The sequence below is a fragment of the Streptomyces sp. 3-6 genome, from assembly GCF_056323165.1.
The window spans coordinates 886,320-909,718 of sequence record NZ_JBWHZP010000001.1; the positions used below are offsets into that span (position 1 = coordinate 886,320).

Consider the following 23,399-nt stretch of genomic DNA (forward strand, 5'->3'; position numbering starts at 1 on the left):
GCCGAACTCATTTCGCCGCCGCCTTCTTCACCGGTGCTTCCTGCGTCGCCTCGGCCGCGGGTGCTTTCGCAGCCGACTCGACGGGAGCGGGGACCGCTCCGCCGCCGTCCCCTTTGGGGGGCCCGTCACCGCCCGGTCCCCGGGCGCCCGCGCCCAGCCGCTCGATGCCGTACCGCAGCGCCGACGCGTAGGTGTCGTCCGGGTCCAGCCGGCGCAGCTCCTCCGCGATCAGCTCCGCGGTGTCCCGGCGCTTGAGCGCCACCGCGCGCTTGGGCTGGCCCTGGATGGACAGCGTCGCCAGCGAGCCGTCCGCCCGGTCCAGCACCACCGGCCCGCAGTCGGTGTCCATGCGGACCGCGGTGAGGCCCGGCCCGCTCGACACCGAACGCTTCACCGGCACGTCCAGCCGGTCCGCGAGCCACATCGCCAGCAGCTCGCAGCTCGGGTTGAACTCCTCGCCCTCCACCTCCACGTGCTGCACCCGGCAGTCGACCTGGTCCAGCGCCGCGGCCAGCATCGAACGCCACGGCGTGATGCGCGTCCACGACAGGTCCGTGTCGCCCGGGGTGTAGGCGTCGGCGCGGGCGGTGAGCTCCCGCACCGGGTGCTCGCAGGCGTAGGTGTCGGTGACCCGGCGCTGGGCCAGCGCGCCCAGCGGGTCACCGGCCGGGTCGAGCGGGGCGTTGACCGGCCACCACACCACCACCGGGGCGTCCGGCAGCAGCAGCGGCAGCACCACCGACTGGGCGTGGTCCACGACCTCGCCGTACAGCCGGAGCACCACCGTCTCGCCGGTGCCGGCGTCCGCGCCCACCCGCACCTCGGCGTCCAGCCGGGACTGCGTGCGGTCGCGGGGCGAGCGGGAGACGCGCCGGATGACGACCAGCATCCGCGAGGGGTGCTCGTGCGAGGCGTCGCCCGCCGCCTTCAGCGCGTCGTAGGCGTTCTCCTCGTCCGTCACGATGACCAGGGTGAGGACCATGCCGACGGCCGGGGTGCCGATCGCCCGGCGGCCCTGCACCAGCGCCTTGTTGATCTTGCTGGCCGTGGTGTCCGTGAGGTCTATCTTCATGGCCGGCGCCAGCTCCGTCCGTCTCGCTCGAGCATTTCGTCCGCCTCGACGGGCCCCCACGTGCCGGCCGGGTACTGCGCCGGCCTGCCGTTGGCGTCCCAGAACTCCTCGATCGGGTCGAGGATCTTCCACGACAGCTCGACCTCCTCCGTGCGCGGGAAGAGGTTGGAGTCGCCGAGCAGGACGTCGAGGATGAGCCGTTCGTACGCCTCGGGGCTGGACTCGGTGAAGGACTCGCCGTAGGCGAAGTCCATCGACACGTCCCGGATCTCCATCGACGTGCCCGGCACCTTGGAGCCGAACCGGACCGTGACGCCCTCGTCGGGCTGGACGCGGATGACGATCGCGTTGGAGCCCAGCTCCTCGGTGGCCGTCGTGTCGAACGGGGAGTGCGGGGCGCGCTGGAAGACCACCGCGATCTCGGTGACCCGGCGGCCCAGCCGCTTGCCGGTGCGCAGGTAGAAGGGCACGCCCGCCCAGCGGCGGTTGTCGATGCCCAGCTTGATCGCCGCGTAGGTGTCGGTCGTGGAGGAGGCGTCGATGCCGTCCTCCTCCAGGTAGCCGACCGCCTTGGCGCCGCCCTGCCAGCCGGCCGCGTACTGCCCGCGCACCGTGTCCCGGCCCAGGTCCTTCGGCAGCCGCACGGCACCCAGGACCTTGGTCTTCTCCGCCGCCAGCGCGTCCGCGCCGAAGGAGGCGGGCTCCTCCATCGCGGTCAGCGCCAGCAGTTGCAGCAGGTGGTTCTGGATGACGTCGCGGGCGGCGCCGATGCCGTCGTAATAGCCGGCCCGGCCGCCGATGCCGATGTCCTCGGCCATGGTGATCTGCACGTGGTCGACGAACGACCGGTTCCAGATCGGTTCGAACATGGTGTTGGCGAAGCGCAGCGCCAGGATGTTCTGGACCGTCTCCTTGCCCAGGTAGTGGTCGATCCGGAAGACCTGGTCCGGGGCGAACACCTCGTGGACGATCGCGTTCAGTTCCTCGGCCGACCTCAGGTCGTGCCCGAACGGCTTCTCGATGACCGCCCGACGCCAGGACCCGCCGTTCTGGTCGGCCAGGCCGTGCTTCTTCAGCTGCTGGATGACCACCGGGAAGGAACGCGGCGGCACCGACAGGTAGAAGGCGAAGTTGCCGCCCGTGCCCTGCGCCTTGTCCAGCTCCTCGATGGTGGCGCGCAGCCGCTCGAAGGCGTCGTCGTCGTCGAAGGTGCCCTGGACGAAGCGCATGCCCTGGATCAGCTGCTGCCAGACCTCCTCCCGGAAGGGGGTGCGGGCGTGTTCCTTGACCGCGTCGTGGACCTCCTGCGCGAAGTCCTCGTGGGCCCACTCCCGGCGGGCGAAGCCGACCAGCGAGAAGCCCGGCGGCAGCAGGCCCCGGTTGGCCAGGTCGTAGACCGCGGGCATGAGCTTCTTGCGCGACAGGTCACCCGTGACGCCGAAGATGACCAGGCCCGACGGCCCCGCGATGCGCGGGAGCCGCCGGTCCGCCGGGTCACGCAGCGGGTTGCTGCTCGACAACGTGTCAGCCCTCCGAGGGGGCGAGGCGCGACAGCTCCGCCTCGGTCGACTTCAGCAGGTCGTTCCAGGACGCCTCGAACTTCTCGACGCCCTCCTCCTCCAGGAGCTGGACGACCTCGTCGTAGGAGATCCCCAGCCGCTCCACCGCGTCGAGGTCGGCGCGGGCCTGCTCGTAGGTGCCGGAGACGGTGTCGCCGGTGATCTCGCCGTGGTCCTCGAGGGCGAACAGGGTGGCCTCGGGCATGGTGTTGACCGTGTTCGGCGCGACCAGCTCGGTGACGTACATGGTGTCCTGGTACGCCTCGTCCTTCACCCCGGTGGACGCCCACAGCGGACGCTGCTTGTTGGCGCCCGCCCGCTCCAGCGCGTTCCAGCGGTCGGAGGCGAAGACCTCCTCGTACGCCTGGTAGGCGAGGCGCGCGTTGGCGATCGCGGCCTTGCCGCGCAGCGCCTTGGCCTCGTCGGTGCCCAGGGCGTCGATCCGCTTGTCGATCTCGGTGTCCACGCGGGACACGAAGAACGAGGCCACGGAGTGGATCTTCGACAGGTCCAGGCCGCGCTCCTTGGCCTTCTCCAGACCGGTCAGGAACGCGTCCATCACCTTGCGGTAGCGCTCCAGGGAGAAGATCAGCGTGACGTTGACGCTGATGCCCAGGCCGATGGTCTCGGCGATCGCCGGGATGCCGGCCTCGGTCGCCGGGATCTTGATCAGGGTGTTGGGGCGGTCCACCAGCCACGCCAGCTGCTTGGCCTCGGCGACCGTCGCCCGGGTGTCGTGCGCCAGGCGCGGGTCGACCTCGATCGACACCCGGCCGTCGCGGCCGTCGGTGGAGTCGAACACCGGGCGCAGGATGTCGGCGGCGTCCCGGACGTCCGCCGTGGTGATCATGCGGATGGCCTCTTCGACGGTGACCCGGCGGGCGGCGAGGTCGGTGAGCTGCGTGTCGTAGCCGTCGCCCTCGCTGATCGCCTTCTGGAAGATCGTCGGGTTGGTGGTGACGCCCACGACGTGCTGCTGGTCCATCAGCTCGGCGAGGTTGCCGGACGTGATGCGCTTGCGCGACAGGTCGTCCAGCCAGATCGCGACGCCTTCCTCGGAGAGGCGCTTGAGTGCGTCGGTCATGGAATTTCCATCTCCTACGTGTCGTGTATGAGCGTCAGCGCTGAGCAGCGGTGAGCGATTCCCGGGCGGCGGCGGCGACGTTGCCGGCCGTGAAGCCGAACTCCTCGAACAGCACCTTGCCGTCGGCCGACGCGCCGAAGTGCTCCAGGGACACGATGCGCCCGGCGTCCCCGACGTACTTGTGCCAGGTGAGACCGATGCCGGCCTCGACCGCGACGCGCGCCCGCACGGACGGCGGAAGGACGCTGTCCCGGTACCCCTGGTCCTGCTCCTCGAACCACTCCACGGACGGCATCGACACCACCCGCGTCGGCACGCCGTCGGCCTGGAGCTGCTCGCGCGCCGCCACGGCCACGTGCACCTCGGAACCGGTGGCGATCAGGACGACCTGCGGCTCGCCGCCGTCGGCCTCGAACATCACGTAGCCGCCCTTGGCCGCGTCCTCGTTTGGCTCGTACGTCGGCACGCCCTGCCGGGTCAGCGCCAGGCCGTGCGGGGCGCCCACGCCGAACTCCTTGGTCCAGCGCCGGAGGATCTCCCGCCAGGCGATCGCGGTCTCGTTGGCGTCCGCCGGACGCACCACGTTCAGGCCCGGGATGGCGCGCAGCGAGGCCAGGTGCTCGACCGGCTGGTGGGTCGGGCCGTCCTCGCCCAGACCGATGGAGTCGTGCGTCCACACGTACGTCACCGGCAGGTGCATCAGGGCGGACAGCCGGACCGCGTTGCGCATGTAGTCGGAGAACACCAGGAAGGTGCCGCCGTAGACGCGGGTGTTGCCGTGCAGCGCGATGCCGTTCATCTGCGCGGCCATGGCGTGCTCGCGGATGCCGAAGTGGATCGTCCGGCCGTACGGGTCCGCCTCGGGCAGCGGGTTGTCCGCCGGGAGGAAGGACGACGTCTTGTCGATGGTGGTGTTGTTGGAGCCCGCCAGGTCGGCCGAGCCGCCCCACAGCTCCGGGATCACCCCGCCGAGCGCCTGCAGCACCTTGCCGGAGGCGGCGCGGGTGGCGACGCCCTTGCCCGGCTCGAAGACCGGGATGACGTCCTCCCAGCCCTTGGGCAGCTCACCGGCGGCGACGCGGTCGAACTCGGCGGCGCGCTCCGGGTTGGCCGAACGCCACTCCTGGAAGGACTTCTCCCACTCGGCCTTCGCGCGGCTGCCGCGCTCCAGCGCCTTGCGGGTGTGCGCGATGACCTCGTCGGAGACCTCGAAGGTCCGCTCCGGGTCGAAGCCCAGCACCCGCTTGGTGGCCGCGACCTCCTCCTCGCCGAGCGCCGAGCCGTGCGCGGCCTCGGTGTTCTGCGCGTTCGGCGCGGGCCAGGCGATGATCGAGCGCATCGCGATGAAGGACGGCCGGTCGGTGACCTGCTTCGCCGCCTCGATCGCGTCGTACAGCGCGTGCGGGTCCAGGTCGCCGTCCGGCTTCGGGGCCACCCGCTGCACGTGCCAGCCGTACGCCTCGTACCGCTTGCAGGTGTCCTCCGAGACGGCCGTCTCGGTGTCGCCCTCGATGGAGATGTGGTTGTCGTCCCACAGCAGCACCAGGTTGCCCAGCTTCTGGTGCCCGGCCATCGAGGACGCCTCGGCGGAGATGCCCTCCTGGAGGCAGCCGTCACCGGCGATGCAGTAGACGTAGTGGTCGAAGGGCGACTCGCCCTGCGGCGCCTCGGGGTCGAACAGGCCGCGCTCGTACCGGGCGGCCATCGCCATGCCGACCGCGTTGGCGACACCCTGGCCCAGCGGGCCGGTCGTCGTCTCCACGCCCGTGGTGTGTCCGTACTCCGGGTGGCCCGGGGTCTTCGAGCCCCAGGTGCGGAAGGACTTCAGGTCGTCCAGCTCCAGGCCGAAGCCGGCCAGGTACAGCTGGGTGTAGAGGGTCAGGGACGAGTGGCCGGCGGACAGCACGAAACGGTCGCGTCCGACCCAGTTCGCGTCGGCCGGGTCGTGGCGCATCACCTTCTGGAAGAGGGTGTAGGCAGCGGGCGCGAGGCTCATCGCCGTACCCGGATGGCCGTTGCCAACCTTCTGTACGGCATCGGCGGCCAGGACGCGGGCGGTGTCCACGGCCCGCTGGTCCAGTTCGGTCCACTCGAGGTCTGTGGTGGTCGGCTTGGTGCTCACCCTGAGTCAGGGCTCCTCTCCACATGATCGGATGCCGGTGATTTCCCACCGGCGTGGTCGAGCCTACCCCCGTAGTACGTGCGATTTTCCGAGCCATTCCAGACTGCCGGGCCTCCCCGGGATCCGCCTCCCGACCGGGCAACACCGGCATTCGGCAGATGAATACGGAGCCGCTCATCCGGGTGCTCAATCGAGCTGGGATCCGCACCTCCGGGAGTCCTGCGGCGGCCCTTCCGGCGGCACCTCCGGGAGTCGCGCGCCACTCCTTCCGGCGGCACCTCGGGGAGTCGCCCGCCGGCCCTCTCCGGCGGGCTGTCGGAGCGTCGTGCGCCACCCCTTCCGGCGGCACCTGCCAACACGAGCCCACCCCCGCGAAGGCCGGGGTCTGGGCAACGTCTACAGTGGCGTGGTACGCGCGGGCCTTTACCGTGGCTTCACACGCCGAGGCTCGCTGGGATGTCTCTGTAGGGGTGTGCGTGACGGCCGTTGAATCCCGTCCACCGGGAGTACTGGGGGCCAGCCAGAGCCCGGCCCGTCGGCCGTTCGGGGCCCGCGTGATGGCGTTCGTGGCTCTCACCAAGCCGCGGATCATCGAGCTGCTCCTGATCACCACCGTCCCGGTGATGTTCCTGGCGCAGCAGGGCGTGCCCGACCTGACGCTGGTGCTGCTCACCTGTGTGGGCGGTTACCTCTCCGCGGGCGGCGCCAACGCGCTCAACATGTACATCGACCGCGACATCGACGCCCTGATGGACCGCACCGCGCAGCGGCCGCTGGTGACCGGCATGGTCAGCCCGCGCGAGTGCCTGGCCTTCGGCATCACCCTGGCGGTCGTCTCCACCCTGCTGTTCGGCCTCACCGTCAACTGGCTGTCGGCCTGGCTCTCCCTCGGCGCGCTCCTCTTCTACGTCGTGGTCTACACGATGATCCTGAAGCGGCGCACCGCGCAGAACATCGTGTGGGGCGGCATCGCCGGCTGCATGCCGGTGCTGATCGGCTGGTCCGCGGTCACCAACTCGCTGTCCTGGGCGCCGGTCGTCCTCTTCCTCGTCATCTTCTTCTGGACGCCGCCGCACTACTGGCCGCTGTCGATGAAGGTGAAGGAGGACTACGCGCGGGTGGGCGTGCCGATGCTGCCGGTCATCGCCGGCAACAAGGCCGTCGCCAAGCAGATCGTCCTCTACAGCTGGGTCATGGTGGGCGTCTCCCTGCTGCTGACCCCGCTCGGCTACACCGGCTGGTTCTACACCGCGGTCGCCCTGGCGGCCGGCGGCTGGTGGCTGTGGGAGGCGCACGCGCTGCTGAACCGGGCCAAGGCCGAGGTGACGGGCGCCAAGCTCAAGGAGATGCGGCTGTTCCACTGGTCCATCACCTACGTCTCCCTGCTGTTCGTCGCCATCGCCGTGGACCCGTTCCTGCGGTAGCGGCCGGCGCCCCGGACACCCGGCGGGCGGGGTCAGTGGCCAAGGCCACGGACCCCGCCCGTCGCCGTTCGATCTACCCGTCGGTAGCATCCTGACCATGGCAGACACGCAGCAGGCGGACCCGAAGGCCGCGCAGAAGGCCGCACGCAAGGCGGACCGGATCGCCCAGCAGATCACCAGCTTCGCCAAGCGCCACGGCACGACCGAGGGGCACGTCGCGTACCTGGGCGAACGCGGCGCCCGCATCGTCCTGGTCGCCGAGAACGGCGACTGGGGCGACCTGGTGGCCCCCTCCACCGACATCGCCCGGCAGGCCGTCGAGAAGGCGGGCATCACCGTCCACGAGGAGTTCGACGGCGAGTTCGCCTCCCGGGTGCGGACCGGCCCGTACGAGTGGTCCCGCATGGCGGGCATCCAGGTGGGCGGCCCGAGCAACACCTGAGGGCGCCCTCACCCGTTAGGACGGTAGGAGCGCGGGGCCCGGCGACGGGTCGGTGGCCCGCGCACGGTCCGTCACGGGGAGCCCGGATGATCGACACGCCGTCCCTGGTGGACCAGTACTCCCACGGCGTGCTGCGCACGGAGCTGGGCCTCGGCACCTTCGAGGCCCAGCTGTCGCGCACCGAGGGTCCGCCCGCCCCGGGCACCACCCTCTTCGACACCCAGACCGGTTTCGCGGTACGCCGCTGGTGCCCGCCGCTGCTCGGCCTGGAGCCCCACTGCCCGCCCGCCCGGTACCTGGCCCGGCGCCGGGAACTGGGCGTCGCCGAGGCCGGGCGCCGCCTGCTGCGGGGCAGCGGCATCACCACCTACCTGGTCGACACCGGGCTGCCCGGCGACCTCACCGGCCCCGCCGAACTGGCCACCGCCGGGAACGCCGCCGCCCACGAGATCGTGCGCCTGGAACAGCTCGCCGAACAGGTCGCCGACACCTCCGGCACCGTGGCGTCCTTCCTCGCCAACCTCGCGGAGTCCGTGCACGGCGCGGCGGCGCACGCGGTCGCCTTCACCTCCGTCGCCGGTCTGCGGCACGGGACGGCCCTGGCGCCCGAGCCGCCCGGCCCGGGGGAGGTGCGGGGCGCGGCGGGCCGCTGGCTGGCCGCCCGCCGCGTGGGCGACGAGCTGGACGACCCGGTGCTGCTGCGGCACCTGCTGTGGATCGCCGTGGCCTCCGGCCGGCCGCTGCAACTGCACGCCGGACTGGGCGCGCCCGGCGCCCCCGTCGACCGCGCCGACCCGGTGCTGCTGGGCGACTTCGTCCGGGCCACCGCCGGGCTGGGCACCGACCTGGTGCTGCTGCACGGCTACCCCTACCACCGGCACGCCGCCCACCTGGCCGGGGTGTTCCCGCACGTCTACGCCGACTCCGGGGCCGCCCTGGTGCGGACCGGGGCCCGGGCGGCGACCGTGCTCGCGGAAATCCTGGAGCTGGCCCCGTTCGGCAAGATCCTCTTCTCCAGCGGCGCCCGCGGACTGCCCGAACTACACGTCGTGGGCGCCCGGCTGTTCCGGGAGGCGCTCGGGCGGGTGCTCGGCGCCTGGGTCGCCGAGGGCGCGTGGGCGCCGGCGGACGCGGAACGGGTGGCGGGCCTGCTGGCCGAGGGCAACGCGCAGCGGGTCTACGGCCTCGCCTGACCGTCCGGCCTCATCCAGCCGTCCGGCCTCATCCGGCCGTCCGGCCTCATCCAGCCGTCCGGCCTCATCCAGCCGTCCGGCCTCATCCAGCCGTCCGGCCTCATCCGGCCGTCCGGTACGGGGCCGGCCCGCCGGGGGAGGGTGGTGGGCGGTGCGGGCCGGTCAGGCCTTCGTCAGCGCGGCCTCGGCGGACGGGCCCGGCAGACCACCGGTCACCGCCTCCTCCGGGCGCTCCCGCAGGGACAGCAGCAGCCGCACGACCCAGATCCACATCACGCAGGAGCCGAACATGTGCAGGCCGACCAGGATCTCCGGCAGGTCGGTGAAGTACTGGACGTAACCGATGGCCCCCTGCGCCAGCAGGATCACGAACAGCTCCCGCGTGCGGTGCAGCGGCCCCTTCGGCGCGTCCACGGCCTTGAGCACGAACCAGAGCGCGAACGTCAGCGTGACCACGATCCACGCCAGGACGGCGTGCAGCTTGCTGACCATCTCCCAGTCCAGCGGCATGCGCTCGACCTCGCTGGAGTCGCCCGCGTGCGGCCCCGCACCGGTCACCACCGTGCCGACCGCGATCAGCAGCACCGCGGCGGCCACCAGGAACCACACCAGCTGCTGCACGGCCTTGCCGACCAGCGGCCGGGGCTCCCCGTCACCCTCGCGGACCCGCTGCCACATCACCGTGGCCACCGCGATCAGCGCCGACGACAGCATGAAGTGCGCCGCGACCGTGTACGGGTTCAGGCCGACCAGGACCACGATCCCGCCGAGGATCGCGTTGCCCATGACGATCCAGAACTGGGCCCAGCCGAGCCGGACCACACCCCGCCGGTACGGCTTCGCGGAGCGCGCGGCGACGATCGCCCAGCCGACGGCCGCGCAGAGCACGTAGGTCAGCAGCCGGTTGCCGAACTCGATGACGCCGTGCACGCCCATCTCGCGGGTGGCGGCGATGGAGTCCTCGGTGCACTTGGGCCAGGTCGGGCAGCCGAGGCCGGAGCCCGTCAGCCGCACGGCGCCGCCGGTGACCACGATGACCACCGACATGACGAGCGCGGCGAGGGCCGCCCGCCGGACCGTCCGGGGATCCGGGGTCCAGCGCGCGGCGATGAAGGCGAGCGGGTTGCGCAGGGCGCTCGGGGCGTCGGCGCGGGTCACGTTTGGCACGGGTCCATCGTAGGCGGCGGCTTGTGCACGCTTTCACGAGGGTCCGGGGTACCGGAGGGGCCCGGTCCGCCCGGCGCGGGCGCCCTCGTCCCGCCCTCACTCCCGCCGGAGGCTCCGGCCCTCACTCCCACCGGAAGAACTTCCCCGCGGCGGCCAGCCCGGCGACCGCCCACCCGGCGAGCACGGCCAGGCTGCCCCAGGGCACACCGGCCCCGTGCTGCAGGACGTCCCGCAGGCCCTCCGACAGCGCGGAGATCGGCAGCAGACCGAGGACGCCCTGGGCCGCGTCCGGGAACGTGTCCAGCGGGACCACGACCCCGCCGCCGATCAGCAGCAGCAGGAACACCAGGTTCGCCGCCGCGAGCGTCGCCTCCGCCTTGAGGGTGCCGGCCATGAGCAGGCCGAGCCCGGAGAAGGCGGCGGTGCCGAGCACCAGCAGCAGGAACACCGAGACCGGGTTGCCCCGCGGCGACCAGCCCAGGGCGAGGGCGATCACGGTCACCAGGAGCACCTGGAGGATCTCGGTGACCAGGACGGACAGCGACTTGGCGGTCATCAGGCCCCAGCGGGGCAGCGGGGAGGCGGCGAGCCGCTTCAGGACCCCGTACCGCCGCTCGAAGCCGGTGGCGATGGCCTGCCCGGTGAACGCCGTCGACATCACGGCGAGCGCCAGGATGCCGGGGGCGAGGAAGTCCACGGCCCGCCCCTCACCGGTGTCGACGATGTCCACCGTGGAGAACAGCACCAGCAGCAGCGTCGGGATCACCACGGTGAGCAGCAGCTGCTCACCGTTGCGCAGCAGCATCTTCGTCTCCAGCACCGCCTGCGCCGCGATCATGCGGGGCAGTGGGGCGGCGCCGGGCCGGGGCGCGTACGTGCCGGTGGCCGTCATGAACGCGACTCCTTGCCGGTCGGCTCCAGGCTGTGCTGTCCCGGGGGGCGACCCCCGGACCCCCGGCCGGTCGGTGTGCCGGTCGCCGTCATGAACGCAACTCCTTGCCGGTCAGCTCCAGGAAGACGTCCTCGAGGGTGTGCCGCTCCACGGAGATCCGCTCCGGCATGACCCCGTTCTGCGCGCACCAGGACGTGACGGTGGCCAGCAGCTGCGGGTCGACCGTGCCGAGCACCCGGTAGGACCCGGGCGCCGGTTCGTCGGCCGTGGTGTCCGGGGGCAGGGCCTTGAGCAGCGAGGCCAGGTCCAGGCCGGGCCGTCCGCCGAAGCGGAGGGTGTTCTCGGCGCCGCCCCGGCACAGTTCCTCGGGGGAGCCCTGGACGACGACCCGGCCCGCGTCGATGATCGCCACGTCGTCGGCGAGCTGTTCGGCCTCGTCCATGTGGTGCGTGGTGAGGATGACGGAGACCCCGTCGTCGCGCAGGTCGCGCACGAGGTCCCAGGTGGCGCGGCGGGCCTGGGGGTCGAGGCCGGCGGTCGGCTCGTCGAGGAACACCAGCTCGGGGCGTCCGACCACCGCCATGGCGAGCGCGAGCCGCTGCTGCTGGCCGCCGGAGAGCCGCCGGTAGGGGGTCCGGCCGCAGGAGCCGAGCCCGAGCCGTTCGATCAGGGCGTCCACGTCCAGCGGGTGCGCGTGCAGCTTCGCCACGTGCCGCAGCATCTCCTCGGCGCGGGCGCCCGAGTAGACGCCGCCGGACTGCAGCATGACCCCGATCCGGGGCCGCAGTTCGGCGGACTGCCGCACCGGGTCGAGGCCCAGGACGCGCACGGTGCCGGAGTCCGGCCGCCGGTAGCCCTCGCAGGTCTCGACGGTGGTCGTCTTGCCCGCCCCGTTGGGTCCGAGCACGGCGGTCACGCCCGGCCGGGCCACCAGGTCGAGGCCGTCCACCGCGGTCTTCGGGCCGTACCGCTTCACCAGGGCCTGGACCTGGACCACGGGCTCGCTTCGCATGGGTCACGAGTCTAGGGAGAGTGCCGGGCGCCCCGGTCCGGGGGTGCGGGAACCGGTGCGGAAGGATCACCGGAGGGCCGCCGGAAGGATCACCGGAGGGCCGCCGGGAGGATCACCGAAGGGCCGCCGGGAGGATCACGGGGCGGCCCGGGCCGGCGGGGTGCGGACCCCCGCCGCTGATCGATCAAAGATCGTTTCCGCAGGTCGGCTTAGGTTTGCCTAAGTGATGCAGCGCACGATCGCATGATCCGGACGCGGCTTGCCCGGGCCCGATGAATTACGCAACAATGGTGTTGTGAAAAACGTTGGCGAGGCTTCCCACGAGGAACTGGCAACCGGTGAGCGGTCCACCCGCAACCGCGTCGCCCGGTCCATCCTGGACCACGGCCCGTCGACCGTCGCCGAGCTGGCCGAGCGCCTCGGGCTCACCCAGGCGGCCGTGCGCCGCCACCTGGACGCCCTGGTCACGGACAACGTCGTGGCGGCACGCGAACGACGGGTCTACGGCGCACGCACGCGCGGGCGCCCGGCCAAGGTGTTCGCGCTCACCGACGAGGGCCGGGACGCGTTCGACCAGTCCTACGACGAACTGGCCGCCGACGCCCTGCGCTGGATCGGCGAACAGCTCGGCGGCGGTGACGCGGTCGCCGCGTTCGCCCGGGCCCGCATCGCGGCCCAGGCGGAGGCGTACCGGGCCGCGGTCGAGGCCGCTCCCCCCGAGGAGCGGACCGAGGCGCTGGCCAGGGCGCTGAGCGCGGACGGGTACGCTGCTACGGCGCGCAGCGCACCGGTCGGTGAGCAGCTCTGCCAGCACCATTGCCCCATCGCGCACGTCGCCGAACAGTTCCCGCAGCTCTGCGAGGCCGAGACGGAATTTTTCGCCGAACTTCTCGGTACGCATGTGCAGCGGCTGGCGACCATCGCGCACGGCGACGGCGTCTGCACGACGTACATCCCGAAGATTTCCCACCACGCACCTGCAAGCACGTCCGGGAGGAACCCCGCATGACTCTCCCCACGGAGACTGCCCACCCCGAGCTCGAAGGGCTGGGCACGTACGAATACGGCTGGGCCGACTCCGACGAGGCCGGCGCCGCTGCCAGGCGTGGTCTCAACGAGGACGTCGTCAAGGACATCTCGTCGAAGAAGGACGAGGCGGAGTGGATGACCAAGCTCCGCCTCAAGGGCCTGCGCCTGTTCGAGAAGAAGCCCATGCCGAACTGGGGCTCGGACCTGTCGGGCATCGACTTCGACAACATCAAGTACTTCGTGCGCTCCACGGAGAAGCAGGCGCAGTCCTGGGAGGATCTGCCCGAGGACATCAAGAACACCTACGACAAGCTGGGCATCCCGGAGGCGGAGAAGCAGCGCCTGGTCGCCGGTGTCGCCGCGCAGTACGAGTCGGAGGTCGTCTACCACCAGATCCGCGAGGACCTGGAGGAGCAGGGCGTCATCTTCCTGGACACCGACACCGCCCTGAAGGAGCACCCCGAGCTCTTCAAGGAGTACTTCGGCACGGTCATCCCGGCCGGTGACAACAAGTTCGCGGCGCTGAACACGGCCGTGTGGTCCGGCGGTTCCTTCATCTACGTGCCGCCGGGCGTGCACGTGGAGATCCCGCTGCAGGCCTACTTCCGGATCAACACCGAGAACATGGGCCAGTTCGAGCGGACCCTGATCATCGTCGACGAGGGTGCCTACGTGCACTACGTCGAGGGCTGCACCGCGCCGATCTACAAGTCGGACTCGCTGCACTCCGCGGTCGTCGAGATCATCGTCAAGAAGAACGCCCGCTGCCGCTACACGACCATCCAGAACTGGTCGAACAACGTCTACAACCTGGTCACCAAGCGCGCCGTGGCCTACGAGGGCGCGACCATGGAGTGGGTCGACGGCAACATCGGCTCCAAGGTGACCATGAAGTACCCGGCCGTCTACCTGATGGGCGAGCACGCCAAGGGCGAGACCCTGTCCATCGCCTTCGCCGGCGAGGGCCAGCACCAGGACGCGGGCGCCAAGATGGTCCACATGGCCCCGAACACCTCGTCCAACATCGTCTCCAAGTCGGTGGCGCGCGGTGGCGGCCGCACCTCCTACCGCGGTCTGATCGAGATCGGCGAGGGCGCCCCGGGCTCCAAGTCCAACGTGCTCTGCGACGCGCTGCTGGTCGACACGATCTCCCGCTCGGACACCTACCCCTACGTGGACGTCCGCGAGGACGACGTGTCCATGGGCCACGAGGCGACCGTCTCCAAGGTCTCCGAGGACCAGCTCTTCTACCTGATGAGCCGCGGTCTGAGCGAGGACGAGGCGATGGCCATGATCGTGCGCGGCTTCGTCGAGCCGATCGCCAAGGAGCTGCCGATGGAGTACGCCCTCGAGCTCAACCGGCTGATCGAGCTCCAGATGGAAGGCGCGGTCGGCTAGCCACCGGCGCCGTTCCGTCAAGCCCCCTTACGCAAAGGAAAGCGAGCACTACGACAGCCATGGCTGAGGCTCCTAACATCCCGGTCGGTTCCGCGACCGCTGGTTCGATCGCGGTGGCCGCCGAGTCGACCGTCGCCACCCGCATGAGCGCTCCCCCGTCCTTCGACGTGGCGGACTTCCCCGTCCCCCACGGCCGCGAGGAGGAGTGGCGGTTCACCCCGCTGGAGCGGCTGCGCGGGCTGCACGACGGCACCGCCACCGCCGACGGCGGCATCAAGGTCGCCGTCCAGGCGCCGGAGGGCGTCGTCGTCGAGACGGTCGGCCGGGACGACGCGCGGCTCGGCCGCGCCGGCACCCCGGTGGACCGCGTCGCCGCCCAGGCGTACTCCGCCTTCGAGCAGGCCTCGGTCGTGACCGTGCCCAAGGAGGCCGTCCTCACCGAGCCGATCCGCATCGCGGTGCACGGCGAGGGCGGCACCGCCTACGCCCACCAGGTCATCGAGCTCGGCGCCTTCGCCGAGGCCGTCGTGGTCATCGACCACACCGGCGACGCGGTGCTCGCCGCCAACGTCGAGTTCGTGCTCGGCGACGGCGCCAAGCTGACCGTCGTCTCGGTCCAGGACTGGGACGACAAGGCCGTGCACGCCGCCCAGCACAACGCGCTGGTCGGCCGCGACGCCACCTTCAAGTCGGTCGTCGTCACCTTCGGCGGCGACGTCGTCCGGCTGCACCCGCGGGTCGCCTACGCCGGTCCCGGCGGTGAGGCCGAGCTGTTCGGCCTGTACTTCACCGACGCCGGCCAGCACCAGGAGCACCGCCTCCTGGTCGACCACAACGTCCCGCACTGCAAGTCGAACGTCGTCTACAAGGGCGCGCTCCAGGGCGACGACGCGCACGCCGTGTGGATCGGCGACGTCCTCATCGAGGCCGCGGCCGAGGGCACCGACACCTACGAGATGAACCGCAACCTGGTGCTCACCGACGGCGCCCGGGTCGACTCCGTGCCCAACCTGGAGATCGAGACCGGTGAGATCGTCGGCGCCGGCCACGCCTCCGCGACCGGCCGCTTCGACGACGAGCAGCTGTTCTACCTGATGGCCCGCGGCATCCCGGAGAAGGACGCCCGCCGCCTGGTGGTGCGCGGCTTCTTCGCCGAGCTGGTCCAGCAGATCGGCGTCGCCGACCTCGAGGAGCGCCTGATCGCCAAGATCGAGGAGGAGCTGGAGGCGGCGGTCGGATGAGCTTCGTACGCGCCTGCGGGCTGAGCGAGCTGGAGGAGGACACCCCCAAGCGGGTGGAACTCGACGGCACGCCGGTCTCCATCGTGCAGACCTGCGGGGAGGTGTTCGCGATCAACGACATCTGCTCGCACGCGAACGTGTCCCTGTCGGAGGGCGAGGTGGACGACTGCCACATCGAGTGCTGGCTGCACGGTTCGCGTTTCGACCTCCGCTCCGGCAAGCCCGACGCCCTCCCGGCGACCCGCCCCGTTCCCGTATACCCCGTAAAGATCGAAGGGGACGACGTGCTCGTCTCCGTCACCCAGGAGTCCTGAGGCACCCATGGCAACGCTTGAAATCCGAGACCTGCACGTCACCGTCGAGGCCGACAACGCCACGAAGGAAATCCTCAAGGGCGTCGACCTCACCGTGAAGCAGGGCGAGACGCACGCCATCATGGGCCCCAACGGCTCGGGCAAGTCGACGCTCGCCTACGCGCTCGCCGGTCACCCCAAGTACACCGTCTCCAGCGGCTCCGTCACCCTCGACGGCGAGGACGTCCTGGAGATGTCCGTCGACGAGCGCGCCCGCGCCGGCGTGTTCCTCGCCATGCAGTACCCGGTCGAGGTCCCCGGTGTCTCGGTCTCCAACTTCCTGCGCACCTCCGCCACCGCGATCCGCGGCGAGGCCCCCAAGCTGCGCACCTGGGTGAAGGAGGTCAAGGAGGCCATGGAGCGCCTCAACATCGACCCGGCCTTCGCCGAGCGCAACGTCAACGAGGGCTTCTCCGGCGGTGAGAAGAAGCGCCACGAGATCCTCCAGCTGGAGCTGCTCAAGCCGAAGGTCGCCGTCCTCGACGAGACCGACTCCGGCCTGGACGTCGACGCCCTGCGCATCGTGTCCGAGGGCGTCAACCGGGTCCGCGAGTCCGGTGACGTGGGCACCCTGCTCATCACGCACTACACGCGCATCCTGCGCTACATCAAGCCCGACCACGTCCACGTGTTCGCCGACGGCCGCATCGTCGAGTCCGGCGGGGCCGAACTGGCCGACAAGCTGGAGGCCGAGGGCTACGAGGCATACACGAAGGGTGGCGCATCCGCGTGACATTGCTGCCGGGCCTCCTCGACACCGAGGCGATCCGCAAGGACTTCCCCGTCCTGGACCGTCAGGTCCACGACGGCCGGAAGCTCGTGTACCTGGACAACGCGGCGACCTCGCAGAAGCCGCGCCCGGTGCTGGACGCACTCAGTGAGTACTACGAGCGCCACAACGCCAACGTCCACCGCGGTGTGCATGTGCTCGCCGAGGAGGCCACGGCGCTGTACGAGGGCGCGCGCGACAAGGTCGCCGCGTTCATCAACGCGCCCAGCCGCGACGAGGTGATCTTCACCAAGAACGCCTCCGAGTCGCTCAACCTCGTGGCGAACATGCTCGGCTGGGCCGACGAGCCCTACCGCGTGGACCACGAGACCGAGATCGTCATCACGGAGATGGAGCACCACTCCAACATCGTGCCGTGGCAGCTGCTCGCGCAGCGCACCGGAGCGAAGCTGAAGTGGTTCGGCCTGACCGACGACGGCCGGCTCGACCTGTCCAACATCGACGAGGTCATCACCGAGAAGACGAAGATCGTCTCCTTCGTGCTGGTCTCCAACATCCTGGGCACCCTCAACCCGGTCGAGGCGATCGTCCGCCGCGCCCAGGAGGTCGGCGCGCTCGTCTGCATCGACGCCTCCCAGGCCGCCCCGCACATGCCGGTCGACGTGCAGGCGCTGCAGGCCGACTTCGTGGCCTTCACCGGCCACAAGATGTGCGGTCCGACCGGCATCGGCGTCCTGTGGGGCCGCCAGGAACTGCTGGAGGACCTGCCTCCGTTCCTCGGCGGCGGCGAGATGATCGAGACCGTGTCGATGCACTCGTCGACCTACGCGCCCGCCCCGCACAAGTTCGAGGCGGGCACCCCGCCGATCGCGCAGGCGGTCGGCCTCGGCGCGGCGATCGACTACCTCCAGGCCATCGGCATGGACAAGATCCTCGCCCACGAGCACGCGCTCACCGAGTACGCCGTCAAGCGGCTGGGAGAGGTCCCCGACCTGCGCATCATCGGCCCCGCCACGGCCGAGGACCGCGCGGCGGCGATCTCCTTCACCCTCGGGGACATCCACCCGCACGACGTGGGCCAGGTCCTCGACGAACAGGGCCTCGCGGTCCGGGTCGGCCACCACTGCGCCCGCCCGGTCTGCCTCCGGTACGGAATTCCTGCGACCACGCGAGCGTCGTTCTATCTGTACTCCACGCCGGCCGAGATCGATGCTCTGGTCGACGGACTGGAGCACGTACGGAACTTCTTCGGCTGAGGGGCTGGCTGGGCGTGAAGCTGGATTCGATGTACCAGGAAGTCATCCTGGACCACTACAAGAACCCGCACGGGCGGGGCTTGCGGGATGGCGACGCCGAGGTGCACCACGTCAACCCGACGTGCGGTGACGAGATCACCCTGCGGGTCAAGTACGACGGCACGACCGTCCGGGACGTCAGCTACGAGGGGCAGGGCTGCTCGATCAGCCAGGCGAGCGCCTCCGTGCTGAACGAACTGCTGGTCGGCAAAGATCTGACCGACGCACAGCGGGTCCAGGAGACCTTCCTGGAGCTGATGCAGTCCAAGGGGAAGATCGAGCCGGACGACGCGATGGAGGAGATCCTGGAGGACGCGGTCGCGTTCGCCGGGGTCTCCAAGTACCCGGCCCGGGTGAAGTGCGCCCTCCTCAGCTGGATGGCGTGGAAGGACGCGACGGCCCAGGCTCTGGGCTCCGACGCCGAAAGGACAACGGCATGAGCGAGACCGTGCAGATGAAACCGGCCTCGGAGGAAGAGGTCCGCGAGGCCCTGATGGACGTCGTCGACCCCGAACTGGGCATCGACGTCGTCAACCTCGGCCTGATCTACGGCGTCCACGTCGACGAGTCCAACGTGGCGACCATCGACATGACCCTGACGTCGGCGGCCTGCCCGCTGACGGACGTCATCGAGGACCAGGCCAAGTCCGCCACGGACGGGCTGGTCAACGAGCTGCGCATCAACTGGGTCTGGATGCCGCCGTGGGGCCCCGACAAGATCACGGACGACGGCCGTGAGCAGCTGCGGGCACTCGGCTTCAACGTCTGAGACCCGCATACCGCGCACCGCGTACTCGCGTACGGCGCACCGACCGCACGACGGCCCCCGGCGATCCCGCCGGGGGCCGTCGTCGTGTCCGCCGCCTCGGCGTCCGGAGGGGGCCGGAGGCGTCCGGAGGCGGCTGAAGAGGGCCCAGAGCGGCCGGAGGGAGCGGTGGGCGCGCCGGACCGGCGCGCCCACGGCGGCGGTGTGTACGACCGTCCACATCGTTGGGTACGCTTGTACACATGGGATATCTGCTGCTGGCCGGGGCCATCGTCGCCGAAGTCGGTGCCACCACCGCCATGAAGTACAGCGACGGCTTCAGCCGGCTCTGGCCGTCGCTGCTCACCCTGATCGGCTACGTGATCTCCTTCAGCCTCCTCGCGCAGACCCTGCGCACCCTCTCCATCGGCACCGCCTACGCCATCTGGTCCGGGGTGGGCACCGCCGCCATCGCCACCATCGGCGTGGCCTTCATGGGGGAGGGCCTGACCGCGGTCAAGGCCGTCGGCATCGGTCTGATCATCGTCGGAGTGGTGGTGCTCAACATGGGGGGTGCGCACTGATGGCCCGGCGCTACGACCCCGAACGCCGGCAGCGGATCATCGGCGCGGCCATCCGCGTGGTGGGCCGCAAGGGCATCGCCGGGCTGACCCACCGCACCGTGGCCGCGGAGGCCGACGTCCCGCTCGGCTCCACCACCTACCACTTCCGCACCCTCGACGAACTGCTCGTCGCCGCCCTGCGCCAGGCCAACGAGGGCTTCGCCAAGGTGGTCGCCGCCCACCCCGGCCTGCGCGACCCCCGCACCGACCTGGCGGCCGAACTCGCCTCCGTGATGGGGGAGTGGCTGGCCGGCGAACGCACCGGCGTCGAGCTGGAGTACGAGCTCTACCTCGCCGCCCTGCGCCGCCCCGCCCTGCGCCCGGTCGCCGCCGAGTGGAGCGAGGGCGTCACCGCCGAACTCGCCCACCGCGTCGACCCCGTCACCGCCCGCGCCGTGGTCGCCCTCCTGGACGGCATCTGCCTCCAGGTCCTGCTCACGGACACGCCCTACGACGAGGGGTTCGCGCGCGAGGCCCTCGCCCGGGTCATCCCGCCGGGCCCACCGCACCCCGGCCAGGACGTCCGCGGCTGACCGGCGGACCGCCACCCGAGACGGCGGGCCCACCGGTTCGCCTCGCCGGGCCCCGGCCGGTTAGGTTGCCCTCATGACCGACACGACTGCTCAGAGCCCCTCCGGCGCAGTGGCCGCCGGCCTCGCCACCATCGCCGCCGACGGCACCGTCCTCGACACCTGGTACCCCGCGCCCGAACTGACCGCAGCGTCCGCGGAGGGCCCGTCCGGCACCGAGCGGCTGTCCGCCGAGCGCGCCGCCGAACTCCTCGGCGGGGGAGCGACCGCGGCGGTCGGCCCGGACGCCCGCCGGGGCGTCGAGGTGGTCGCGGTCCGCACGGTCATCTCCTCCCTCGACGAGAAGCCGGTCGACGCGCACGACGCCTACCTGCGCCTGCACCTGCTCTCCCACCGCCTGGTCCGCCCGCACGGCCAGAACCTGGACGGCATCTTCGGCTGCCTCGCCAACGTCGCCTGGACCTCGCTCGGCCCGGTCGCCGTGGACGACGTCGAGAAGGTGCGCCTCAACGCACGCGCCGAGGGCCTGCACCTGACCGTCACCTCCATCGACAAGTTCCCGCGCATGACGGACTACGTGGCCCCCAAGGGCGTCCGCATCGCCGACGCCGACCGGGTCCGCCTGGGCGCCCACCTGGCCGCCGGCACCACGGTCATGCACGAGGGCTTCGTCAACTTCAACGCCGGCACCCTCGGCACCTCGATGATCGAGGGCCGCGTCTCGGCCGGCGTGGTCATCGGCGACGGCTCCGACATCGGCGGCGGCGCCTCCACCATGGGCACGCTGTCCGGCGGCGGCGACGTCATCATCTCCATCGGCGAGCGCTGCCTGATCGGTGCCGAGGCGGGCGTCGGCATCGCCCTCGGCGACGAGTGCGTGGTCGAGGCCGGCCTGTACGTCACGGCGGGCACCCGCATCACCATGCCCGACGGCGAGATCGTCAAGGCCCGCGTCCTGTCCGGCGCCTCCAACATCCTCTTCCGCCGCAACTCCGTCAGCGGCACCGTCGAGGCCCGTCCCAACCACGCCAACTGGGGCGGGCTGAACGAGGTCCTGCACAGCCACAACTGACGGCGGGCGGCCGTCGGCCGCCCGCCGATCGACGCCCTTCGACCCGCTGTCGGGTCCCCGGCGGCTGGTGGTGTCGGTCATCGCCGAGCGCCCTTCCGCGTCCCCGCGACGCCCGGGAGGGCGCTCGCGCGTGCTGAGGGCGGGGCGGGTCCCCGGCTGTCGAGCCGCCTGTGGGGAGGTGGCTGGGGGCGGCTGGGGGATCAGGTTTCTGTGGCCCCGAGCGGGTGGCAGCGGAGCGGCTTCCTCGGGCTGACCGGGCGGGCCGGGAACCGGGGCGTCCTCCCGCCGGTGCTTGCATCGGGCAGCGACGGAACGGCGAGCGCCTGCCGTGTCGTTCTTCGGCGGATCGCGGTCGGGGACCGGTGACCGCTCCGCTCCGTGCGCGGTCAGGCCGAGGGCATCAGCAGGTCCTCGTGGAGTGCCCTGAGGCGGTCCGTCGTCGCGTGGTCGGCGGGGCGGAGCGGTGGGCGGGGTGGGCCCGCCGGGAGGCCCAGGGCGGTGAGCAGGGCCTTGGTGGTGACGGTGCCGGGGAGGCCGCTCGCCATGACGGCCTCGATGAGCGGGATCGCCGCGTGCTGGAGGCGGGCCGCGAGGGCCGTGTCGCCCGCGTCGAAGGCGTCGAGCACGGCGCGCAGGTGGCCCGGGGCGACGTTGGCGACCGTGCTGACGTAACCGGCGCCGCCGACCGCGTAGAGGGCCAGGTGGTGCTCCTCGCAGCCCGCGTAGTAGGCGAGGCCGGTGGCGGCGATGACCTTCTGGGCGGCGAGGAAGTCGTACGAGCAGTCCTTGACCGCCACGATCCGGGGGTGCCCGGCGAGCCGGAGCAGGGTGTCCGGTTCGATGCGGGTGCCCGTGCGGGCCGGGATGTCGTAGAGGGCCACCGGGAGGCCCGTGCTGTCGGCGATCTCCCGGAAGTGGGCCTCGATCGCGTCCTGCGGGGGCCTGCTGTAGTACGGGGCGACCAGCAGCAGGCCGTCGGCGCCCGCCCACTCGGCCTGCCGGGCCAGGCCGGCGGTGTGCGCGGTGTCGGGCGTGCCGACCCCCGCGACGATCCGGGCACGGTCGCCGACGGCCTCGCGCACCGCCGTGATCAGGGCGGACTTCTCCGCGTCCGTGGTGGTGGGCGACTCGCCCGTGGTGCCCGACAGGACGAGGCCCTCGCAGCCCCGGGTCACCAGGTGGTCGGCGAGGCGCTGGGCGCCGTCGAGGTCCAGGGCGCCGTCGGGGGTGAACGGCGTGACCATCGCGCACAGGGCACGGCCGAAGGGCGGTGCGGGCGGCGGAGCGGTAGCGGAGGTCGTCGGGGGTGCCGGGGGTTGCGGGGGAGCCGGAGGAGTCATGGGATCAGTCTCGACGCGGCGACCGTGAAGCTCCACTTACTTTTTCTTGCCGGTATGTGTAAGCAGTGCTGCGCAGTCGGGGTGAGCCGTGTCCAGGCGTAGGCGTGGCGCGGGGCGGGTACTCGGGTGCCTTCCTACCGAGAGGAGGCGGACCACTGTGACCGGAACCATCAACCACCGGCCGGTTCGCGACGAGCACAGCGTGGGTGAGCTCGTCGGACAGGCCACCGAACAGCTTTCCCGGCTCGCCCGGCAGGAAGTGGCCCTGGCCAAGGAGGAGCTGGCCGCCAAGGGCAAACGCGCCGGGCGGGGCGGCGGCATGCTCGGAGCCGCTGGAGCCTTCGCCTACGCCGGTCTGCTGGCGCTCGCCGGTACCGGTGCGGCGGCGCTGGCGCTGGTGCTGCCCGTCTGGCTGGCGGCACTGATCGTCACGGCCGTGCTGTTCGCGATCGCGGGTGTGCTGGCCGTGGCCGGACGCGCGCAGTTGCGCCGGGCCACACCCGCCACGCCCGAGGAGGCGCTGGGGAGCGTGAAGGCCGACGTGGAGGAGATCAAGGGAAGGGCACACCGATGACACAGGACGTGACGGGCACGGGCGGGGCCGGCTCCGGCTCCACCGCGGGGGGTGAGGCCGCCGCGCGGGGCGCCAAGGGGCCGGACGAACTGCGTCGGCAGATCGAGCGGACCCGCCACGAACTGGGCGACACCGTCGAGGAGCTGGCCGGGAAGATGGACGTCAAGGGGCGGGCCCGGGCCAGGGCGGAGGACCTGCGGGACAAGGCCGGGGCGATGTCCGTGCAGTTGCGCAGCAGTGCCACGCAGGTCGGCCGGGACGGGCGCCGGCACCCGCGCCCGGTGCTGATCGCGGGGGCGGCGGCGGGAGCGGTGGTGGCCGCCGGGGTCGTCCTGCGCCGCCAGAGCAGTCACCGCTGAGCGGGACGCGTCCCGCGGGGGACGCAGGACGCGGGGTGCGCCTCGGGCCGGCCGGACGGTTCCTTCCGTCCGGCCGGCCCGACGTATGACGGCCGCGCACCGCGGCTGCCACACGTCGGGCCGTCGCGGGCGACCCTCGCGGG

Annotated in this window: 24 protein-coding genes; 16 read left to right on the forward strand and 8 right to left on the reverse strand. The window is 71.6% G+C overall.

The annotated features are described in order from the left end of the window. Positions 1 to 7 precede the first annotated feature (7 nt). Genes opcA through tkt form a run of 4 tightly spaced genes read right to left on the reverse strand, consistent with a single transcriptional unit; the run spans position 8 to position 5,837 of the window. Positions 8 to 1,072 carry a glucose-6-phosphate dehydrogenase assembly protein OpcA gene (gene opcA, locus AC02VZ_RS03655; RefSeq protein ID WP_476474487.1) on the reverse strand — a complete coding sequence of 355 codons (1,065 nt, stop codon included), beginning with the start codon at positions 1,070 to 1,072 and terminating at the stop codon, positions 8 to 10. Continuing rightward, positions 1,069 to 2,592 carry a glucose-6-phosphate dehydrogenase gene (gene zwf / locus AC02VZ_RS03660; protein ID WP_432053963.1) on the reverse strand — a complete coding sequence of 508 codons (1,524 nt, stop codon included), beginning with the start codon at positions 2,590 to 2,592 and terminating at the stop codon, positions 1,069 to 1,071. Before zwf ends, opcA begins: the two co-directional genes overlap by 4 nt. 4 nt (positions 2,593 to 2,596) lie before the next feature. Then, positions 2,597 to 3,715, reverse strand: coding sequence for a transaldolase (tal, locus tag AC02VZ_RS03665; RefSeq protein WP_476474488.1), 1,119 nt, complete (start codon positions 3,713 to 3,715; stop codon positions 2,597 to 2,599). 34 nt (positions 3,716 to 3,749) lie between these two features. Continuing rightward, positions 3,750 to 5,837 carry a transketolase gene (gene tkt, locus AC02VZ_RS03670; protein WP_476474489.1) on the reverse strand — a complete coding sequence of 696 codons (2,088 nt, stop codon included), beginning with the start codon at positions 5,835 to 5,837 and terminating at the stop codon, positions 3,750 to 3,752. Positions 5,838 to 6,307: 470 nt separating this feature from the next. Between tkt and AC02VZ_RS03675 the strand changes: the two genes are divergently transcribed. The 3 genes from AC02VZ_RS03675 (at position 6,308) to AC02VZ_RS03685 (ending at position 8,896) form a co-directional block, all read left to right on the forward strand. Then, a complete protein-coding gene (locus tag AC02VZ_RS03675; RefSeq protein WP_432053960.1) occupies positions 6,308 to 7,261 on the forward strand; it encodes a heme o synthase in 954 nt (317 codons plus the stop codon). 97 nt (positions 7,262 to 7,358) lie between these two features. After that, positions 7,359 to 7,703 (forward strand): hypothetical protein, encoded by a 345-nt coding sequence (locus AC02VZ_RS03680; RefSeq protein ID WP_432053959.1) that lies wholly within the window; start codon positions 7,359 to 7,361, stop codon positions 7,701 to 7,703. An 86-nt stretch (positions 7,704 to 7,789) separates the two neighbouring features. Then, positions 7,790 to 8,896: an amidohydrolase family protein gene (locus AC02VZ_RS03685; protein ID WP_476474490.1), complete on the forward strand. Its 1,107-nt coding sequence runs from the start codon at positions 7,790 to 7,792 to the stop codon at positions 8,894 to 8,896. A gap of 162 nt (positions 8,897 to 9,058) precedes the next feature. On the opposite strand, the gene AC02VZ_RS03690 is transcribed toward AC02VZ_RS03685, so the two are convergent. The 3 genes from AC02VZ_RS03690 to AC02VZ_RS03700 all read right to left on the reverse strand — a co-directional run bounded on the left by AC02VZ_RS03690 (position 9,059) and on the right by AC02VZ_RS03700 (position 11,967). Next, positions 9,059 to 10,054, reverse strand: a complete 996-nt coding sequence (locus AC02VZ_RS03690; protein ID WP_432054076.1) for a COX15/CtaA family protein — start codon at positions 10,052 to 10,054, stop codon at positions 9,059 to 9,061. A gap of 130 nt (positions 10,055 to 10,184) precedes the next feature. Then, on the reverse strand, positions 10,185 to 10,955 hold the full coding sequence (locus AC02VZ_RS03695) for an ABC transporter permease (RefSeq protein ID WP_432053958.1): 771 nt from the start codon (positions 10,953 to 10,955) through the stop codon (positions 10,185 to 10,187). An 88-nt stretch (positions 10,956 to 11,043) separates the two neighbouring features. After that, complete coding sequence (locus AC02VZ_RS03700; RefSeq protein WP_432053957.1) at positions 11,044 to 11,967, reverse strand: ABC transporter ATP-binding protein; 924 nt, start codon at positions 11,965 to 11,967, stop codon at positions 11,044 to 11,046. Positions 11,968 to 12,262: 295 nt separating this feature from the next. On the opposite strand from AC02VZ_RS03700, the gene AC02VZ_RS03705 reads away from it, so the two are divergent. From AC02VZ_RS03705 to dapD, 11 genes are all read left to right on the forward strand, one after another. Then, positions 12,263 to 12,976: a helix-turn-helix transcriptional regulator gene (locus AC02VZ_RS03705; RefSeq protein WP_432053956.1), complete on the forward strand. Its 714-nt coding sequence runs from the start codon at positions 12,263 to 12,265 to the stop codon at positions 12,974 to 12,976. Further along, positions 12,973 to 14,394 (forward strand): Fe-S cluster assembly protein SufB, encoded by a 1,422-nt coding sequence (gene sufB, locus AC02VZ_RS03710; RefSeq protein ID WP_432053955.1) that lies wholly within the window; start codon positions 12,973 to 12,975, stop codon positions 14,392 to 14,394. The genes AC02VZ_RS03705 and sufB overlap by 4 nt, the downstream gene beginning before the upstream one ends. Positions 14,395 to 14,453: 59 nt before the next feature. Next, positions 14,454 to 15,635: a Fe-S cluster assembly protein SufD gene (sufD, locus tag AC02VZ_RS03715; RefSeq protein WP_164337495.1), complete on the forward strand. Its 1,182-nt coding sequence runs from the start codon at positions 14,454 to 14,456 to the stop codon at positions 15,633 to 15,635. Next, positions 15,632 to 15,949: a non-heme iron oxygenase ferredoxin subunit gene (locus tag AC02VZ_RS03720; protein ID WP_164337496.1), complete on the forward strand. Its 318-nt coding sequence runs from the start codon at positions 15,632 to 15,634 to the stop codon at positions 15,947 to 15,949. The genes sufD and AC02VZ_RS03720 overlap by 4 nt, the downstream gene beginning before the upstream one ends. A gap of 7 nt (positions 15,950 to 15,956) precedes the next feature. After that, positions 15,957 to 16,721, forward strand: coding sequence for a Fe-S cluster assembly ATPase SufC (gene sufC, locus AC02VZ_RS03725; protein ID WP_164347659.1), 765 nt, complete (start codon positions 15,957 to 15,959; stop codon positions 16,719 to 16,721). Next, positions 16,718 to 17,974, forward strand: coding sequence for a cysteine desulfurase (locus tag AC02VZ_RS03730; RefSeq protein ID WP_476474491.1), 1,257 nt, complete (start codon positions 16,718 to 16,720; stop codon positions 17,972 to 17,974). The genes sufC and AC02VZ_RS03730 overlap by 4 nt, the downstream gene beginning before the upstream one ends. 14 nt (positions 17,975 to 17,988) lie before the next feature. Then, on the forward strand, positions 17,989 to 18,453 hold the full coding sequence (sufU, locus tag AC02VZ_RS03735; RefSeq protein WP_164337499.1) for a Fe-S cluster assembly sulfur transfer protein SufU: 465 nt from the start codon (positions 17,989 to 17,991) through the stop codon (positions 18,451 to 18,453). After that, positions 18,450 to 18,782, forward strand: coding sequence for a metal-sulfur cluster assembly factor (locus tag AC02VZ_RS03740; RefSeq protein WP_432053951.1), 333 nt, complete (start codon positions 18,450 to 18,452; stop codon positions 18,780 to 18,782). The genes sufU and AC02VZ_RS03740 overlap by 4 nt, the downstream gene beginning before the upstream one ends. A gap of 239 nt (positions 18,783 to 19,021) precedes the next feature. Continuing rightward, positions 19,022 to 19,342: a DMT family transporter gene (locus AC02VZ_RS03745; RefSeq protein ID WP_432053950.1), complete on the forward strand. Its 321-nt coding sequence runs from the start codon at positions 19,022 to 19,024 to the stop codon at positions 19,340 to 19,342. After that, complete coding sequence (locus tag AC02VZ_RS03750) at positions 19,342 to 19,914, forward strand: TetR/AcrR family transcriptional regulator (RefSeq protein ID WP_476474492.1); 573 nt, start codon at positions 19,342 to 19,344, stop codon at positions 19,912 to 19,914. The genes AC02VZ_RS03745 and AC02VZ_RS03750 overlap by 1 nt, the downstream gene beginning before the upstream one ends. A 73-nt stretch (positions 19,915 to 19,987) precedes the next feature. Next, a complete protein-coding gene (dapD, locus tag AC02VZ_RS03755) occupies positions 19,988 to 20,983 on the forward strand; it encodes a 2,3,4,5-tetrahydropyridine-2,6-dicarboxylate N-succinyltransferase (RefSeq protein WP_468109846.1) in 996 nt (331 codons plus the stop codon). A 386-nt stretch (positions 20,984 to 21,369) separates the two neighbouring features. On the opposite strand, the gene dapA is transcribed toward dapD, so the two are convergent. Beyond that, positions 21,370 to 22,323 carry a 4-hydroxy-tetrahydrodipicolinate synthase gene (gene dapA, locus AC02VZ_RS03760; protein ID WP_476474493.1) on the reverse strand — a complete coding sequence of 318 codons (954 nt, stop codon included), beginning with the start codon at positions 22,321 to 22,323 and terminating at the stop codon, positions 21,370 to 21,372. A gap of 157 nt (positions 22,324 to 22,480) precedes the next feature. Here dapA and AC02VZ_RS03765 point away from each other — a divergent pair, with 157 nt between their 5' ends. Further along, positions 22,481 to 22,897: a phage holin family protein gene (locus AC02VZ_RS03765; RefSeq protein ID WP_362088891.1), complete on the forward strand. Its 417-nt coding sequence runs from the start codon at positions 22,481 to 22,483 to the stop codon at positions 22,895 to 22,897. Further along, positions 22,894 to 23,256, forward strand: a complete 363-nt coding sequence (locus AC02VZ_RS03770; RefSeq protein ID WP_362088890.1) for a DUF3618 domain-containing protein — start codon at positions 22,894 to 22,896, stop codon at positions 23,254 to 23,256. Before AC02VZ_RS03765 ends, AC02VZ_RS03770 begins: the two co-directional genes overlap by 4 nt. Positions 23,257 to 23,399 lie beyond the last annotated feature (143 nt).